This is a genomic window from Brachybacterium sp. P6-10-X1 (assembly GCF_001969445.1).
Classification (GTDB): Bacteria; Actinomycetota; Actinomycetes; order Actinomycetales; family Dermabacteraceae; genus Brachybacterium.
The window spans coordinates 1834046-1849071 of the sequence record NZ_CP017297.1; the positions used below are offsets into that span (position 1 = coordinate 1834046).

General features: G+C 68.3%; 24 protein-coding genes and 1 pseudogene. 1 reads left to right on the forward strand and 24 read right to left on the reverse strand.

The features are described from left to right. Positions 1–117: 117 nt before the first annotated feature. From map to rplN, 13 genes are all read right to left on the reverse strand, one after another. Complete coding sequence (map, locus tag BH708_RS08390) at positions 118–966, reverse strand: type I methionyl aminopeptidase (protein ID WP_076808057.1); 849 nt, start codon at positions 964–966, stop codon at positions 118–120. After that, entirely contained in the window at positions 963–1562 is a 600-nt protein-coding gene (locus BH708_RS08395; protein WP_157235822.1) for an adenylate kinase, read from the reverse strand. The genes map and BH708_RS08395 overlap by 4 nt, the downstream gene beginning before the upstream one ends. Continuing rightward, a complete protein-coding gene (secY, locus tag BH708_RS08400) occupies positions 1559–2860 on the reverse strand; it encodes a preprotein translocase subunit SecY (protein WP_076808059.1) in 1302 nt (433 codons plus the stop codon). Before secY ends, BH708_RS08395 begins: the two co-directional genes overlap by 4 nt. A 157-nt stretch (positions 2861–3017) precedes the next feature. Further along, positions 3018–3479 carry a 50S ribosomal protein L15 gene (gene rplO, locus BH708_RS08405; RefSeq protein WP_076808061.1) on the reverse strand — a complete coding sequence of 154 codons (462 nt, stop codon included), beginning with the start codon at positions 3477–3479 and terminating at the stop codon, positions 3018–3020. 5 nt (positions 3480–3484) lie between these two features. Further along, a complete protein-coding gene (gene rpmD / locus BH708_RS08410) occupies positions 3485–3667 on the reverse strand; it encodes a 50S ribosomal protein L30 (RefSeq protein WP_076811012.1) in 183 nt (60 codons plus the stop codon). Continuing rightward, positions 3664–4353, reverse strand: coding sequence for a 30S ribosomal protein S5 (gene rpsE / locus BH708_RS08415; RefSeq protein WP_076808062.1), 690 nt, complete (start codon positions 4351–4353; stop codon positions 3664–3666). Before rpsE ends, rpmD begins: the two co-directional genes overlap by 4 nt. Positions 4354–4390: 37 nt before the next feature. Continuing rightward, the gene (gene rplR / locus BH708_RS08420) at positions 4391–4777 is read right to left on the reverse strand and encodes a 50S ribosomal protein L18 (RefSeq protein ID WP_076811014.1); all 387 of its coding nucleotides are present in this window, start codon (positions 4775–4777) and stop codon (positions 4391–4393) included. 2 nt (positions 4778–4779) lie between these two features. Continuing rightward, positions 4780–5322 (reverse strand): 50S ribosomal protein L6, encoded by a 543-nt coding sequence (rplF, locus tag BH708_RS08425; protein ID WP_076808064.1) that lies wholly within the window; start codon positions 5320–5322, stop codon positions 4780–4782. 18 nt (positions 5323–5340) lie between these two features. Further along, positions 5341–5739: a 30S ribosomal protein S8 gene (gene rpsH, locus BH708_RS08430; RefSeq protein ID WP_076808066.1), complete on the reverse strand. Its 399-nt coding sequence runs from the start codon at positions 5737–5739 to the stop codon at positions 5341–5343. 70 nt (positions 5740–5809) lie between these two features. Then, positions 5810–5995 (reverse strand): type Z 30S ribosomal protein S14, encoded by a 186-nt coding sequence (locus BH708_RS08435; RefSeq protein WP_010550318.1) that lies wholly within the window; start codon positions 5993–5995, stop codon positions 5810–5812. Position 5996: 1 nt separating this feature from the next. Further along, positions 5997–6566, reverse strand: a complete 570-nt coding sequence (rplE, locus tag BH708_RS08440) for a 50S ribosomal protein L5 (protein ID WP_076808068.1) — start codon at positions 6564–6566, stop codon at positions 5997–5999. Position 6567: 1 nt separating this feature from the next. Next, positions 6568–6954, reverse strand: coding sequence for a 50S ribosomal protein L24 (gene rplX, locus BH708_RS08445; protein WP_076808070.1), 387 nt, complete (start codon positions 6952–6954; stop codon positions 6568–6570). Position 6955: 1 nt separating this feature from the next. After that, the gene (gene rplN, locus BH708_RS08450) at positions 6956–7324 is read right to left on the reverse strand and encodes a 50S ribosomal protein L14 (protein ID WP_076808071.1); all 369 of its coding nucleotides are present in this window, start codon (positions 7322–7324) and stop codon (positions 6956–6958) included. Between the two features lie 407 nt (positions 7325–7731). Here rplN and BH708_RS08455 point away from each other — a divergent pair, with 407 nt between their 5' ends. Then, a complete protein-coding gene (locus tag BH708_RS08455) occupies positions 7732–8145 on the forward strand; it encodes a hypothetical protein (protein WP_076808073.1) in 414 nt (137 codons plus the stop codon). Between the two features lie 919 nt (positions 8146–9064). Here the strand turns inward: BH708_RS08455 and rpsQ are convergent. From rpsQ to rpsJ, 11 genes and pseudogenes are all read right to left on the reverse strand, one after another. Beyond that, positions 9065–9391 carry a 30S ribosomal protein S17 gene (gene rpsQ, locus BH708_RS08460; RefSeq protein WP_076808075.1) on the reverse strand — a complete coding sequence of 109 codons (327 nt, stop codon included), beginning with the start codon at positions 9389–9391 and terminating at the stop codon, positions 9065–9067. A gap of 23 nt (positions 9392–9414) precedes the next feature. Then, positions 9415–9645, reverse strand: a pseudogene (gene rpmC, locus BH708_RS08465) (50S ribosomal protein L29); the annotation flags it as partial. Beyond that, entirely contained in the window at positions 9645–10064 is a 420-nt protein-coding gene (rplP, locus tag BH708_RS08470; protein WP_076808078.1) for a 50S ribosomal protein L16, read from the reverse strand. The gene rplP and the pseudogene rpmC, both read right to left, overlap by 1 nt. Before the next feature lie 6 nt (positions 10065–10070). Continuing rightward, positions 10071–10910, reverse strand: coding sequence for a 30S ribosomal protein S3 (rpsC, locus tag BH708_RS08475; RefSeq protein WP_076808079.1), 840 nt, complete (start codon positions 10908–10910; stop codon positions 10071–10073). A 10-nt stretch (positions 10911–10920) separates the two neighbouring features. Then, a complete protein-coding gene (gene rplV, locus BH708_RS08480; RefSeq protein ID WP_076808081.1) occupies positions 10921–11274 on the reverse strand; it encodes a 50S ribosomal protein L22 in 354 nt (117 codons plus the stop codon). Between the two features lie 52 nt (positions 11275–11326). Beyond that, positions 11327–11608: a 30S ribosomal protein S19 gene (gene rpsS / locus BH708_RS08485; RefSeq protein ID WP_076808083.1), complete on the reverse strand. Its 282-nt coding sequence runs from the start codon at positions 11606–11608 to the stop codon at positions 11327–11329. 15 nt (positions 11609–11623) lie between these two features. Continuing rightward, entirely contained in the window at positions 11624–12460 is an 837-nt protein-coding gene (rplB, locus tag BH708_RS08490) for a 50S ribosomal protein L2 (RefSeq protein ID WP_076808085.1), read from the reverse strand. A 46-nt stretch (positions 12461–12506) separates the two neighbouring features. Further along, entirely contained in the window at positions 12507–12809 is a 303-nt protein-coding gene (gene rplW / locus BH708_RS08495; RefSeq protein ID WP_076808087.1) for a 50S ribosomal protein L23, read from the reverse strand. Beyond that, entirely contained in the window at positions 12806–13762 is a 957-nt protein-coding gene (gene rplD, locus BH708_RS08500; protein WP_076808089.1) for a 50S ribosomal protein L4, read from the reverse strand. The genes rplW and rplD overlap by 4 nt, the downstream gene beginning before the upstream one ends. A gap of 5 nt (positions 13763–13767) precedes the next feature. After that, complete coding sequence (rplC, locus tag BH708_RS08505; protein ID WP_076808090.1) at positions 13768–14448, reverse strand: 50S ribosomal protein L3; 681 nt, start codon at positions 14446–14448, stop codon at positions 13768–13770. A gap of 11 nt (positions 14449–14459) precedes the next feature. After that, a complete protein-coding gene (gene rpsJ, locus BH708_RS08510) occupies positions 14460–14768 on the reverse strand; it encodes a 30S ribosomal protein S10 (protein WP_076808092.1) in 309 nt (102 codons plus the stop codon). Between the last annotated feature and the right edge of the window lie 258 nt (positions 14769–15026).

Genomic DNA, 15026 nt, shown 5'->3' on the forward strand with positions numbered 1-15026 from the left:
AGTGCCAGCGGTGATGATGCCCATCACGTCCGCCGCCGCTCCCCGCCCGATCTCCGGCAGGTCTCGCTCGATCACCGGCGCGGGCGTCCGCCGAAGCAGGGTTCGTCGGCCGACGGCTCAGGCCCCACGGCCGACCAGCGGGTCCGGGGCGGCGCGCACACCGCGCAGGGCGAGCTCGGAGGCGCCGCCGTCGCCCGCGGTGAGCACCAGCAGTCCCGCGTCCGTGACGGCGACGGAGTGCTCCCAATGGGCTGCCCGGCCGCCGGCGGTGGCGCGCACCGTCCAGTCGTCGGCCTCGAGCTCCCAGTTGCCCTGTCCCTGGATGAGCATGGGCTCGATCGCCACGCACATCCCGGGGCGCACGCGCGGCCCCCGGGTGCGGGTGCGGTAGTTCATGACATCCGGCGCCTGATGCATGGCGGTGCCGATGCCGTGGCCGCCGAAGCCTTCGAGGTGGGACAGGGACTGCCCGGCCTCGTCCTCGACGTAGTCCTCGATCGCGGCGCCGACGTCGCCGACCCGCTGCGCCGTGGCGAGGGCGGCGATGCCGGCCCAGAGCGCCTCGCGCGTGATCCGGACCAGGTCCTCGTCCGCCACCGAGCGGGGCGTGCCGACGATGTGGGTGCGCGCCGCATCGGAGTGCCAGCCGTCGATGATCAGCCCGCCGTCGATGGAGACGATGTCGCCGTCGGTCAGCGTCCGCTCGTCGGGGATGCCGTGGACCACCACCTCGTTGACGCTGATGCACAGCGTCGCGGGGTAGCCCTGGTAGCCCAGGAAGTTCGGGGTGGCGCCCTCGTCCACGATCATCTCGTGGGCCAGCCGATCCAGCTCGGCGGTGGTCGTGCCGGGCCGGATGCTCCGCTGAAGCATCTCGTGCACACGGTGCAGCAGCTGCCCGCTGCGTCGCATGATCTCGATCTGCTCGGGCGTCTTCAGCTCCACCCGCTCCGGGAGGATGCTCATCGCTCTGCGAGAGCCTCCTGCAGCGAGACCGTGACCTCGTCGATCGAGGCCATGCCGTCCACCCGCCGCACCAGGCCGCGGTTCTCGTAGACGTCGATCAGCGGGGCCGTCTGCTCGGCGTACACCTCGAGGCGGCGTCGGATGGTGGCCTCGGTGTCGTCGCTGCGGCCCTCCGCCCTGCCGCGTTCGACGAGACGTGCGACGACCGCGTCGGTCTCGACCTGGAGCAGCAGCACGGCGTCCAGCGCGGTGCCGAGCTCGGCGAGCGTTCCGTCGAGGGCCTCGACCTGGTCGAGGGTGCGGGGATAGCCGTCCAGCAGGAAACCGTTCTGCGCATCGTCCTCGCCCAGACGCGAACGCACCATGTCATTGGTGACGGAGTCCGGGACGTACTCCCCGGCGTCCATGTACGACTTCGCGAGCACGCCGAGCTCGGTCTCTCCGGCGACGTTGGCGCGGAAGATGTCCCCCGTGGAGATCGCGGGGATCGACAGCGACTCAGCCAGACGCACGGCCTGGGTGCCCTTGCCCGCTCCGGGCGGGCCGACGATCAGCAGCCGGCGGGCGGTGGGTGCGGATGAGGAGGAGGTGGTCACCGAAGAATCCCTTCGTAGTGGTGCTGCTGGAGCTTCGCGTCGATCTGCTTGACGGTGTCGAGGCCGACGCCGATGACGATCAGCAGGGACACGCCGCCGAGCGGGAAGTTCTGCGAGACGCCGAGATAGGCGAACGCGAGCAGCGGCATCAGGGAGATCACCGCGAGGTACATCGCGCCCGGGGTCTGGATCCGGTTGATCACGTAGCGCAGGTAGCGCTCCGTGGGCTTGCCGGCGCGCACGTTGGGCACGAACCCGCCGTACTTCTTCATGTTGTCCGCGATCTCCTCCGCATTGAAGGTGATCGAGACGTAGAAGAATGCGAAGAAGACGATCAGGGCGACATAGACGACCGCGTAGATCCAGGAGAACGACTGCCCCATCACCAGGTGCGCGTTGATCCACTGCACCCAGCTCGCCTCCGGGTTGCCGAAGGAGGCGGCCATCTGCGGCAGCGCCAGGATCGAGCTGGCGAAGATGACCGGGATGACGCCGGCCTGGTTGACCTTGATCGGGATGTAGGTCGAGGTGCCGCCGTACATGCGGCGGCCCACCATCCGCTTGGCGTACTGCACCGGGATGCGGCGCTGGGACTGCTCGACGAACACGACGCCGATCATGACCACGAGGGCCACGACGATGACCACGGCGAAGATCATCCAGCCCTGCAGCTGGAAGACCTGCCCCATGGCGCCCGGGAAGGACGAGGCGATGGAGGTGAAGATCAGCAACGACATGCCGTTGCCGACACCGCGCTCGGTGATCATCTCGCCCATGAACATGATCAGGACGGTGCCGACGGTCATGGCCAGCACCATCAGCAGCAGCGTGGGCACGGACTGGTCGGGGACCAGCGTGAGGTTGCAGCCCGGGAAGAACTGCCCGGAACGCACCAGAGTGATGATCGTGGTCGCCTGCAGCACGCCCAGACCGATGGTCAGGTAGCGCGTGTACTGCGTGAGCTTCGCGGTGCCGGAGGCGCCCTCCTTGTGGAGGGCCTCGAACCGCGGGATGACCACGCGCAGCAGCTGCACGATGATGGAGGCGGTGATGTAGGGCATCACGCCCAGCGAGAAGACGGACAGCTGCAGCAGCGCGCCGCCGGAGAACATGTTGATCATGCCCATCGCGGAAGCGCCCTGACCCGCGGACTGATCGGCACACATCATCACGTTGGTGTAATCGAATCCCGGGGTGGGGACGAAGACGCCGAGGCGATAGATCGCGATCAGGCCGAGCGTGAAGAAGATCTTCGCCCTCAGCTCGGGGGTGCGCAGCGCGCGCACGAACGAGTTCACCAGTTTCCCTCCTGGAGGTCCGGGGACAGGACCGTAGGGCGTCCCGGTCCGTCCCGGTGCCGCAGTTGCTCGGCGGCCATCGGACCGGCCCCCCGGTATGACGACGGGGCACCGCGGCACAGATTATTCTGCGCCGCAGTGCCCCGTCAAAAGAGACTCACGCGGTGGTGACGGAACCGCCGGCCGCCGCGATCTTCTGCTCCGCCGAGGCGGAGAACTTCTGTGCGGTGATGTCGAGCTTGACGCTCACGTCACCGGTCCCCAGCACCTTGACGGGCTGGTTCTTGCGCACGGCGCCCCGGGCGACGAGATCCTCGACCGTGACCGTGCCGCCCTCGGGGAACAGCTCGGCCAGGGTCGCCAGGTTCACGACCTGGTACTCGACGCGGAACGGGTTGGTGAAGCCGCGCAGCTTGGGCAGACGCATGTGCATCGGCATCTGGCCGCCCTCGAAGCCGACCGGCACCTGGTAACGGGCCTTGGTGCCCTTGGTGCCGCGACCGGCGGTCTTGCCCTTGGAGGCCTCGCCGCGACCGACGCGGGTGCGCGCGGTCTTCGATCCCGGCGCGGGGCGCAGGTCGTGCAGCTTCAGCAGGCTGTCGGTGTTCTTGTCAGTCATGGAGTTCAGTCCACCTCTTCGACCGTCACCAGGTGGGTGACGGCGCGGATCATGCCGCGGATCTCGGGGCGGTCTTCCTTCACCGCCGAGTCACCGATGCGCTTGAGGCCGAGGCCGCGCAGGGTGGCTCGCTGGCTCTGGTTGCCGCCGATGTCGGAACGGACCTGGGTGACCTTGATCTGCATCAGGCACCCACCTTCTCGGCGCGCGCCGCGGCGCGGCCCTCGGCCTGGGCCCGCAGGAGCGCCGCCGGGGCGACGTCCTCGACCGCGAGGCCACGACGTGCCGCCACGGCCTCCGGCTCCTCGAGCTGCTTGAGGGCGTCGACGGTGGCCCGCACGATGTTGATCTGGTTGGTCGAGCCGAGCGACTTGGAGAGCACATCGTGGACTCCGGCGCACTCGAGCACGGCGCGGACCGGACCGCCGGCGATCACGCCGGTGCCCGGGGCGGCCGGGCGCAGCAGGACGACGCCCGCCGCATCCTCGCCCTGGACCTTGTGCACCACGGTGCCCTGGATGCGGGGGACGCGGAAGAAGTTCTTCTTCGCCTCCTCGACACCCTTGGAGATCGCCGCGGGCACCTCCTTGGCCTTGCCGTAGCCGACGCCGACCGTGCCGTCGCCGTCCCCGACCACCACGAGGGCGGTGAAGGAGAACCGACGACCGCCCTTGACGACCTTCGAGACACGGTTGATGCTGACGACGCGCTCGAGGAACGCCGACTTCTCGGCGTCCTGGCCACGGCCGCGGCCCTGACGGCCACCGCGGTCGCCGCCCTGGCGCCCGCCGCGCTCGGTGCTGGTGGTGTTGGTGGACTTGTCGTCCCGCCGGCCGGAGGCCGCGGGACCGTTGCTTCGCTGCTGTGCAGCCATATTCAGATCCTCTTCTCGTCCTGTGTCCGGGGGGCGATCACAGCGCCAGGCCGGCTTCGCGAGCGCCGTCCGCGACGGCGGCCACGCGGCCGTGGTACTTGTAGCCGCCGCGGTCGAACACGACGGAGTCGATCCCGGCGGCCTTGGCGCGCTCGGCGACCAGGGTCCCGACGGTGCGGGCCTTGTCCGCCTTCGTGGCCTCGGCGCCGCGCAGGTCCGTCTCCATGGTCGAGGCCGAGGCGAGGGTCCTGCCCACCCCGTCGTCGACGACCTGGACGAAGACGTGCCGTGCGGAACGGGTGACGACCAGGCGCGGACGCCCGGCGGTCCCGATGATGCGGCGACGGACCCGCAGGTGGCGACGGCCGCGTGCCCGCAGCTTGCTGCCGCGGTTGCCCTTGGTGTGCTTGAGTGCGTAACCCATGATCACTTACCAGCCTTTCCGGCCTTGCGCACCACGGTCTCGTCCGCGTAGCGCACGCCCTTGCCCTTGTAGGGCTCCGGCGGGCGGATACCACGGATCTTCGCCGCGACCTGTCCCACCTGCTGCTTGTCGATGCCGGAGACCGAGAACTTGCTCGGGGTCTCGACGGCGAAGGTGATCCCCTGGGGGGCCTTCACCGAGACGGGGTGGGAGAAGCCGAGTGCGAACTCGAGATCGGTGCCCTTCGCGGTCACACGGTAGCCCGTGCCCACGATCTCCAGCTTCTTCTCGTAGCCCTCGGTGACACCGAGGACGATGTTGCTGACGAGCGTGCGGGTCAGGCCGTGCAGCGCACGGTTGTCCTGCTCGTCGTCGGGGCGGCGGACGACGATCGCGCCGTCGTCGTTGCGCTCGATGGTCAGGGGCGACGGCACCTCGTGCGAGAGCTCGCCCTTGGGGCCGGTCACTGAGATGGTGCGGCCGCTGATGCTGACGTCAGTGACGGCTGCCGGCACGGGGACCGGTCGGAATCCGATGCGGGACATAGTGTTCTCCTCCCCCGCTCACCAGATGTAGGCGAGGACTTCCCCACCCACACCCTTCTGGGCAGCCTGCTTGTCGGTCAGGAGGCCGGAGGACGTGGACAGGATCGCCACGCCCAGGCCGCCGAGGACCTTGGGCAGATTCGTGGACTTCGCGTACACCCGCAGGCCGGGCTTCGAGATGCGCCGGATACCGGAGATGGCACGCTCCCGGCCGTCGGAGTACTTGAGCTCGAGGACGAGCACGCTGCCCACCTCGGCCTCGTCCTCGCGCCAGCCGAGGATGTAGCCCTCCGCCTTCAGGATGTCCGCAATGCGGGCCTTCAACTTCGAGTACGGCATGGACGCGGTCTCGTGGAACGCGCCTGAGGCGTTCCGGATCCGCGTGAGCATGTCCGCGATCGGGTCGGTCATGGTCATGTCTGTTGCTTCTTCCTCACCTGGTTTCCCGCGGCATCATCGCTGTGCCCGGGACCTCTGGCGGTAGTCCTTACCAGCTGCTCTTGGTGACGCCGGGGAGCTCACCGCGGTGAGCCATCTCGCGAAGGCAGACTCGGCAGAGCCCGAACTTGCGGTACACGGAGTGCGGACGGCCGCAGCGCTGGCACCGGGTGTAGGCGCGCACCGCGAACTTCGGCTTGCGCTCCGACTTCTTGATCAGGGCTGTCTTGGCCATATCAGTTCTCCTTGAAGGGGAAGCCGAGCAGCTTCAGCAGCGCGCGTCCCTCGTCGTCGGTCTTCGCGGTGGTCACGACCGTGATGTCCATACCACGGACGCGGTCGATCTTGTCCTGGTCGATCTCGTGGAACATGACCTGCTCCGTGAGACCGAAGGTGTAGTTGCCATTGCCGTCGAAGTGCTTCGGCGACAGACCGCGGAAGTCGCGGATGCGCGGCAGCGCGGTCGACAGCAGACGGTCCAGGAACTCCCACATGCGGGCGTTGCGCAGGGTGACGTGCACACCGATCGGCATGCCCTCACGCAGCTTGAACTGCGCGATGGACTTGCGGGCCTTGGTGACCTGGGGCTTCTGGCCGGTGATCTCGGCGAGGTCACGGATGGCCCCATCGATCACCTTGGAATCGCGGGCGGCGTCGCCGACGCCCATGTTCACGACGATCTTGGTCAGTCCCGGGACCAGCATGACGTTCTCGTAACCGAACTGCTCGGTCAGCTGCGCCTTGACGGTCTCGGTGTACTGGGTCTTCAGGCGCGGGGTGGGCGCCTGGGTGACGGTCTCGCTCATCTCAGATGTCCTTCCCGGAGCGCTTGGCGTAGCGGACGCGCACCTGCTTGGAGCGGCCGCTGTCGAGCTCGACGGTCTCGACGCGGAAGCCGACCTTGGTCGGCCTGTTGTCCTCCGGGTCGACCAGGGCCACGTTGGAGACGTGGAGCGAGGCCTCGCGCTGCTCGATGCCGCCCGCGCCGCCGGCCTGGTTCGGCTTGACGTGATGGGTGCGGCGGTTGATGCCCTCCACGAGCACGCGCTGCGTGTCGGGGAAGACCTGCAGGACGCGGCCCTGCTTGCCCTTGTCGCCGGCGCTGAGGCCACGCTGGGCGGCCTTGTCGCTGTCGCTGGTGCGGCCGGTGACGACCTGGACGAGGTCGCCCTTCTTGATCTTCATCTTTGCCATATCACAGCACCTCCGGTGCCAGCGAGATGATCTTCATGAAGCGCTTGTCGCGCAGCTCGCGACCGACGGGGCCGAAGATGCGCGTCCCGCGCGGCTCGCCGTCGGTCTTGAGGATCACCGCCGCGTTCTCGTCGAAGCGGATGTAGGAGCCGTCGGCGCGCCGACGCTCCTTGGACGTACGGACGACGACAGCCTTGATGATGTCGCCCTTCTTGACGTTGCCACCGGGGATGGCGTCCTTGACGGTCGCCACGATGGTGTCGCCGATGCTGGCGTAACGGCGACCGGAGCCACCGAGAACACGGATGCAGAGAATCTCCTTGGCACCCGTGTTGTCGGCGACCTTCAGTCGCGACTCCTGCTGAATCACTCGTTCTCCTATCGTCTCACCGGTTCTCTTCCGGCTCGCGGGAGCGAGCGGGCCGAGCCTTGCGGAACGGAATATGGACACTGCATGGTGCGCCGTATCGCCCCTGGTCACAGGTGCGACCGCGGACATCACCGCCGACGGGCTCCGGGCACCAAAAAACCCTCGGCCGGACTCAAGCACTGGCATGGTGAACGCGTGGCGTTCGCTTCTGGTGCACGGTCTCCGGCGAGGACGGATCTGGTGGTCCCGGATCCTGTCGCGGACTCCTGCTCGCACGCACCGAGGGTGAGCGCGCACAGGTGTCCGGCAACCGCTCAAGTCTACGGGGTGGCACCTGACCTGTCACCCCTTCGCAGCTGCCGAGCCGGTGTGTGCTTGCTCTCCCGAAGCATCCGTACACTCGGGGGATGATCGATATCGACGTCGCCCGCAGGCTGCAGGAGTCGGGGCTCCTCTGGGACCCGGTGGAGGGGGACCTCTTCACGATCGACACGGAGCTGCTCCGCGACGAGGCGTTCATGCTCTCCTCGATGGTGGTCGAACCCGGGGTGGGCCGCGCTGGGGAGCGGGTCTTCCGCTTCAACGGCACCACCGAATGGGCGTTGGATTCCGTCGAGCAGCACGAGGCGATCTGGATCCCCCGGGAGGACCAGCTGCGGGCAGCACTCGGAGGGATGTTCCGCGCGCTGCGCCGAGAGGCCGACGGGACCTTCGTCGTCCTCGTCGGCAGCCTCGACGACGACGAGCCGCGTGAGATCCGCGCCCCGCATGCCGAGGACGCCTATGCGGGCGCCCTGCTGGTGCACCTCACGGCCGGCTGAGGCCGCGAGGCCGCAAGGTCGCAAGGCCACGAGGCCACGAGGCCGCGAGGCCGCGAGGCCGCGAGGCCGACCCTGGATCGATCCGAACCCCGCGGCCCGCAGCGCCGCACTGCGCCGCGAGTCACCGTGACTCGCGCGGGGACCCGCATCGCGGCATCGCCGTACTGCCCTGCACCGCCACGCGGCGTTCCGCGCCGCGCCGTTCCGCACCGGAACGTTCCGTACTGCACCGTTCCGTTCCGATCCGCACTGCCTCGCCCCGTTCCGCGGTGTTCCGCACCGCGCCGTTCCGTTTCGCACCGGACCGTTCCGCGCCGCACCGCTCCGCACCGCACCTCTGAGCCAAGACACGCACGCCCGTTCCACCCAAACGCTTCATGGACGGGCCATATCCGTGGAACCGGCGCTGACCGCCAGCGTGTCGGGGACCCGGCGCGCAGCGGACCCGCTCCGCTGCGGCCGACCGACTCTCACCCGGCGTACGGGGCCGAGCCACTCCCGAGCCGCCGACACGCACTCCCGTATTGCCGACACGCACAGCCGTTCCACCGATACGCACCACGGACGGTTCGTACCGGTGGAATCGGTGCTCACGTACCAGCGTGTCGCGCACGGCGCGGACGTCAGGAGTCCGGCTAGCTCGTGACCAGCCACGACCGTGCGACGGGCGGCTGGGCGACGGACGGCAGCGCGACGGACCGCCGTGCGACGGGCCGCTGGGCGACGGGCGGCTGGGCAACCGGCGGCTGGGCGATGGACCGCTGTCCGACGGACCGCTGGGCGACGGGTGATTGGGCGACGGTCTGCGGGGAGCCGGGGCAGCGATGACGGGCGCCCCGGAGACGACGACAGGGCCGGCCCTCCCCGTAGGAGGACCGGCCCTGTTCAGGATCCGGGTGCGGTCACGAAGACCGCGGGATCACTTGGCGCGCTCGAGGATCTCGACCAGGCGCCACCGCTTGGTGGCGGAGGTCGGACGGGTCTCCATGATCAGGACACGGTCGCCGTAGCCGGCAGCGTTCTCCTCGTCATGGGCCTTGAACTTGCTGGACTTCGTCGTGACCTTGCCGTAGCGGGCGTGCTTGACACGCTCCTCGACCTCGACCACGACGGTCTTGTCCATCTTGTCCGAGACCACGAGACCGCGGACGGTCTTGCGGTACGGGCGCTCGTGGGAGGACGCGTGCGCCCCCTCCTTGTCGAGTTCCTCTGCGGCCGGGATATCGGCCTGGGTGTTCTCAGTCATCTCTGTTCCTCGCTTCGCGGTCACTCGGCGGAGCCGGGGCCCTGACGGATGCCCAGCTCGCGCTCGCGCACGATCGTGTAGATCCGTGCGATGTCCTTCTTGACGGACCGCAGGCGGCCGGAGCTCTCGAGCTGACCGGTAGCGGACTGGAAACGAAGCTTGAACAGCTCGTCCTTGGCCTTCGCCAGCTCCTCGGCAAGCTTGACGTCGTCCAGCTTGTCGAGTTCATCGGCGGTGAGCTTGGTCGCTGCCATCAGATGTCACCACCCTCTCGGCTCAGAATGCGGCACTTCATGGGGAGCTTGTGCATCGCCAGGCGCAAGGCCTCACGAGCAACCTCCTCGTCGACGCCGGTGATCTCGAACATGACTCGTCCCGGCTTGATATTGGCGACCCACCACTCGACGGAACCCTTGCCGGAGCCCATGCGGACCTCGGCCGGCTTCTTGGTGAGCGGTCGATCGGGGTAGATGTTGATGAACACCTTGCCGCCACGCTTCATATAGCGGGTCATGGCGATACGTGCGGCCTCGATCTGGCGATTGGTGACGTAGGCCGGCGCGAGCGCCTGGATGCCGTAGTCACCGAACGCGAGCTCGGTCCCGCCCTTGGCCATGCCGCTGCGCGTCGGATGGTGCTGCTTGCGGTGCTTGGTCCTGCGAGGGATCAGCATTGTCGCTCAGGCCTCCGTTCCGGACTGCTCTGCGGGAGCGGACGCCGGCTGCTCGGCGGGAGCAGATGCCTGCGGAGCAGACTCCTGGTTCTCCCGACGGGCGGCTGCATTGCGCTCGTTACGACGGCCGCGCGGGCGCTCGGCACGCGGGCCGCGCCCGCCGGAGCGGGGACCCTGCGAGGCGGCCTGCTGGGCCGCGAGCTCCTTGGCGGTGACGTCGCCCTTGTAGATCCACACCTTCACGCCGATGCGGCCGAAGGCGGTGCGGGCCTCGTAGAAGCCGTAGTCGATGTTCGCGCGGAGGGTGTGCAGCGGCACGCGCCCCTCGCGGTAGAACTCGTTACGGCTCATCTCGGCGCCGCCGAGACGGCCGGAGACCGCCACACGGATGCCCTTCGCGCCGGCGCGCTGCGCGGACTGCATGCCCTTGCGCATCGCACGACGGAAGGACACACGGGCGGCGAGCTGCTCGGCGATGCCCTGAGCGACCAGCTGGGCATCGGCCTCGGGGTTCTTGACCTCGAGGATGTTCAGCTGGATCTGCTTGCCGGTGAGCTTCTCCAGCGCACCGCGCAGACGCTCGGCCTCCGCGCCGCGGCGCCCGATGACGATGCCCGGGCGGGCGGTGTGGAGATCGACACGGACGCGATCCCGGGTGCGCTCGATCTCGACCTTGGAGATGCCGGCCCGCTCCATGCCCGTGGACATGAGCTTGCGGATCGCGACGTCTTCCTTCACGTAGTCGCGGTAGCGCTGACCCTCCTTGGAGGAGTCGGCGAACCACCGGCTGTTGTGCTCCGTGGTGATCCCGAGGCGGAACCCGTTCGGATTGACCTTCTGGCCCATTCGGGACTCCTTACTTGTTCACGGGAGCGACCACCACGGTGACGTGGCTGGTGCGCTTCTTGATCTGGAAGGCTCGACCCTGTGCACGCGGCTGGAACCGCTTCATGGTCGGACCTTCATCGACGAATGCGGCGGAGACGACGAGCTCGCGCTCATCGAAGCGCTCCCCCGCCTGATCTGCCTTCACCCGCGCGTTGGCGATCGCGGACTCGACGAGCTTGAGGACGGGCTCGCTGGCGGCCTGCGGCGCGAACCGCAGGGTGTCCAGGGCCTCGGCCGTGCTCTTGCCACGAATCAGGTCCACAACGCGGCGAGCCTTCATGGGCGACATGCGGAGATGCCGCACCTGCGCCTTGGCTTCCATTGCTGTCCTGCTTTCTTCTGGATGTCGGGACGTGCTGCCGTGCTGAGGGTGATCAGCGACGACGGCCCTTTCTGTCGTCCTTCTCGTGGCCCTTGAAAGTCCGCGTGGGAGCGAACTCGCCGAGCTTGTGGCCGACCATCGACTCGGTGACGAACACCGTGACGTGCTTGCGGCCGTCGTGCACTGCGAAGGTGTGGCCGAGGAAGTCCGGGGTGATGACCGAACGACGCGACCAGGTCTTGATGAGGTTCTTCGTGCCCTTGTCGTTCTGGACGTCGACCTTCTTCTGAAGGTGATCGTCGACGAACGGGCCCTTGGCGATACTGCGAGGCATGTGCGGTTCTCCCTATCAGCGCTTCTTGCCGGTCCGACGACGGCGCACGATGAGCTTCTCGCTCTCCTTGCCCGGTCGACGGGTACGGCCCTCGGGCTGACCCCAGGGCGACACCGGATGACGACCACCGGAGGTGCGGCCCTCGCCGCCACCGTGGGGGTGATCGTGGGGGTTCATGACGACGCCGCGGACGTGCGGACGCTTGCCCTTCCAGCGCATACGGCCTGCCTTGCCCCAATTGATGTTGGACTGCTCGGCATTGCCGACCTCGCCGATGGTGGCGCGGCAGCGGGCGTCGACGTTGCGGATCTCCCCGGAGGGCATGCGCAGCTGCGCGTAGGGCCCGTCCTTGGCGACCAGCTGCACGGAGGCACCGGCGCTGCGGGCGATCTTGGCACCGCCGCCGGGGCGGAGCTCGATCGCGTGGATCACGGTGCCCAGCGGGATGTTGCGCAGCGGCAGGTTGTTGCCGGGCTTGATGTCCGACCCTGCGCCGTTCTCGATCCAATCGCCCTGACGGAGCTTCGACGGGGCGAGGATGTAGCGCTTCTCGCCGTCCGCGTAGTGCAGCAGCGCGATGCGTGCGGTGCGGTTGGGGTCGTACTCGATGTGTGCGACCTTGGCGCGGACGCCGTCCTTGTCGTGGCGACGGAAGTCGATCACGCGGTAGGCCCGCTTGTGGCCACCGCCCCGGTGACGGGAGGTGATGCGACCGTTGCTGTTGCGACCGCCGGACTTGGACAGCGGGCGGACCAGTGACTTCTCCGGCGTGGACCGGGTGACCTCGACGAAGTCGGCGCCACTCGAGCCGCGACGACCGGGCGTGGTCGGCTTGCTCTTACGAATTGCCATGTGGGTTTCCCTCAGACTCTCTTCGGCTCCTCGGACATCGGCCGCCTCAGGCGACCGACCCTCCGAAGATGTCGATGGCTCCGTCAGTCAGGGTGATCACGGCGCGCTTGGTGTTCTTGCGCTTGCCGGTCCCGAAGCGCGTGCGGCGCGTCTTGCCCTGACGGTTGATCGTGTTCACCGAGGAGACCTTGACGTCGAAGATGGATTCGACGGCGATCTTGATCTCGGTCTTGTTGGCGCGAGCGTCCACCAGGAAGGTGTACTTGCCCTCGTCCATCAGCCCGTAGCTCTTCTCGGAGACGACCGGGGCCAGCAGGACGTCGCGGGGATCCTTGTTCAGCGAGGTCACTTCGACTCCTCCTCGGCGGCCTCATCGGCCGGGGTGGACTCCTTGACCGCGTTCACGAACCCGGCGGCCAGGGCGGCCTCCTCGGACGCGAACCAGACCTCGGCCTTGGTACGGCCGTACCACGGGGAGTCCTCGGTGTGGAACTTCTTCGAACCCTGGTTGCCCTTGATGGTGAAGCCCTCGGGCGCGGAGCCGTCGGCCAGCGGGGCCGCGGAGCCGTCGCCGAAGGGGCCCTCCTCGGCAGCGGCGGCCGGCGCGGCGGGAGCCGGGGCGGCAGCAGCAGCCTTCGCCGTGGCGAAGGAGGAGGCGGGAAGGGTCAGGGTGGCCTGGGCCACGAAGTCCTCCAGCGCACCGGCGGTGAACACGACGTCGTCGGAGAGCATGACGTCGTAGGTGTTCACCTGGTCCGCGTACAGGACGTGGGTGGTCGGCAGGTTGCGCGAGCTCAGCGCGCCCAGGTCGTCGTCACGACGCACGACGACCAGCAGGTGCCGGCGGTCGGAGACGTGGGACAGGGTCACGCGGGCCGCCTTGGTGGAGGCGACGTCCCCGTCGAGCAGGGACGAGACCACGTGGACGCGGCCGTTGCGGGCCCGATCGGAGAGGGCGCCCCGCAGAGCGGCGGCCTTCATCTTCTTCGGGGTGCGCTGACCGTAGTCGCGCGGGACGGGGCCGTGGACGGTGCCGCCACCGGCGAACTGCGGTGCGCGCAGGGAACCCTGACGGGCACGACCGGTGCCCTTCTGCTTCCAGGGCTTCTTGCCGCCGCCGCGCACCTCGGCGCGGGTCTTGGTCTTGTGGGTGCCCTGACGGGCGGCCGCCTGCTGGGCGACGACCACCTGGTGGATCAGGGGCACATTGGTCTGCACGTCGAAGATCGACGCGGGCAGCTCGACGGTGCCGGACTTCTTTCCGGCGGTGTCGAGCACCTCGACGGTCAGGTTCGCTGCCATCGGGCTCAGGCCTCCTTCGCGGGGCTCTTGACAGCCGAGCGGACGAGCACGAGGCCGCCCTTGGCGCCGGGAACGGCACCCTTGACGAGCACGAGGCCCTTCTCGACGTCGACCGCATGAACGGTCAGGTTCTGGACACTGGTGCGATCGCTGCCCATACGGCCAGCCATGCGCTGACCCCGGAAGACGCGACCGGGGGTGGACGCGCCGCCGATGGACCCGGGCTTGCGGTGGTTGCGGTGCTGACCGTGGGTGGCGCTGACGCCGGCGAAGCCGTGACGCTTCATGACGCCCGCGGTGCCCTTGCCCTTGGAGGTGCCGACGATGTCGACCTTCTGGCCGGAGGTGAAGACCGACGCGTCGATCTCCTGTCCGAGGCTGTACTCGGCGGCATCCGCGGTGCGCAGCTCGACGAGATGACGGCGCGGGGTCACGCCGGCCTTCTCGAAGTGGCCCTTCAGCGGGGCCGACACCTTGCGGGGGTCGATCTGGCCGTAAGCGATCTGCACGGCGTCGTACCCGTCGGTCTCGAGGGAACGGATCTGGGTGACGACGTTCGCACCGGTCTGCACGACGGTCACAGGAACGAGCTTTCCGCTGTCGTCCCAGACCTGGGTCATGCCGAGCTTGGTGCCGAGCACGCCGGTCACCGGACGGGCCTGCTGCCCTGTCAGTTCGTTGCTCATGTCCACCTGCCTCAGAGCTTGATCTCGATGTTGACGTCCGCCGGCAGGTCGAGACGCATGAGCGAGTCCACGGCCTTGGGCGTGGGGTCGACGATGTCGATCAGTCGCTTGTGCGTGCGCATCTCGAAATGCTCACGGGAGTCCTTGTACTTGTGGGGAGAACGGATCACGCAGAACACGTTCTTCTCGGTCGGCAGCGGCACCGGGCCCACGACCGTCGCACCCGCGCTGGAGACCGTCTCGACGATCTTGCGCGCCGAGGTGTCGATCACCTCGTGGTCGTACGACTTGAGCCGGATGCGGATCTTCTGTCCCGCCATGGCGTCCTGTCTCTCTTCTCGTCTGGCATGGATGCAGCCGCTCCCGGTACCCGAGGACGGGCGTGTCGGCCTCCGCGGGGCACACAGCCCTGCCTTCGGCCGCCGAGAATCGGCTGCTTCTGCGTCGCTTCCCTCGTCGATGCGCGATCAGCGCCAGTGGCGCAGTTCGCATCCTCGGGACGGACCTCATCCGGTGATCATTCGCCGCGGTACTGGACCCACGGAGAACGGAACCGGGCATGTCGGCCCGCGCAGACA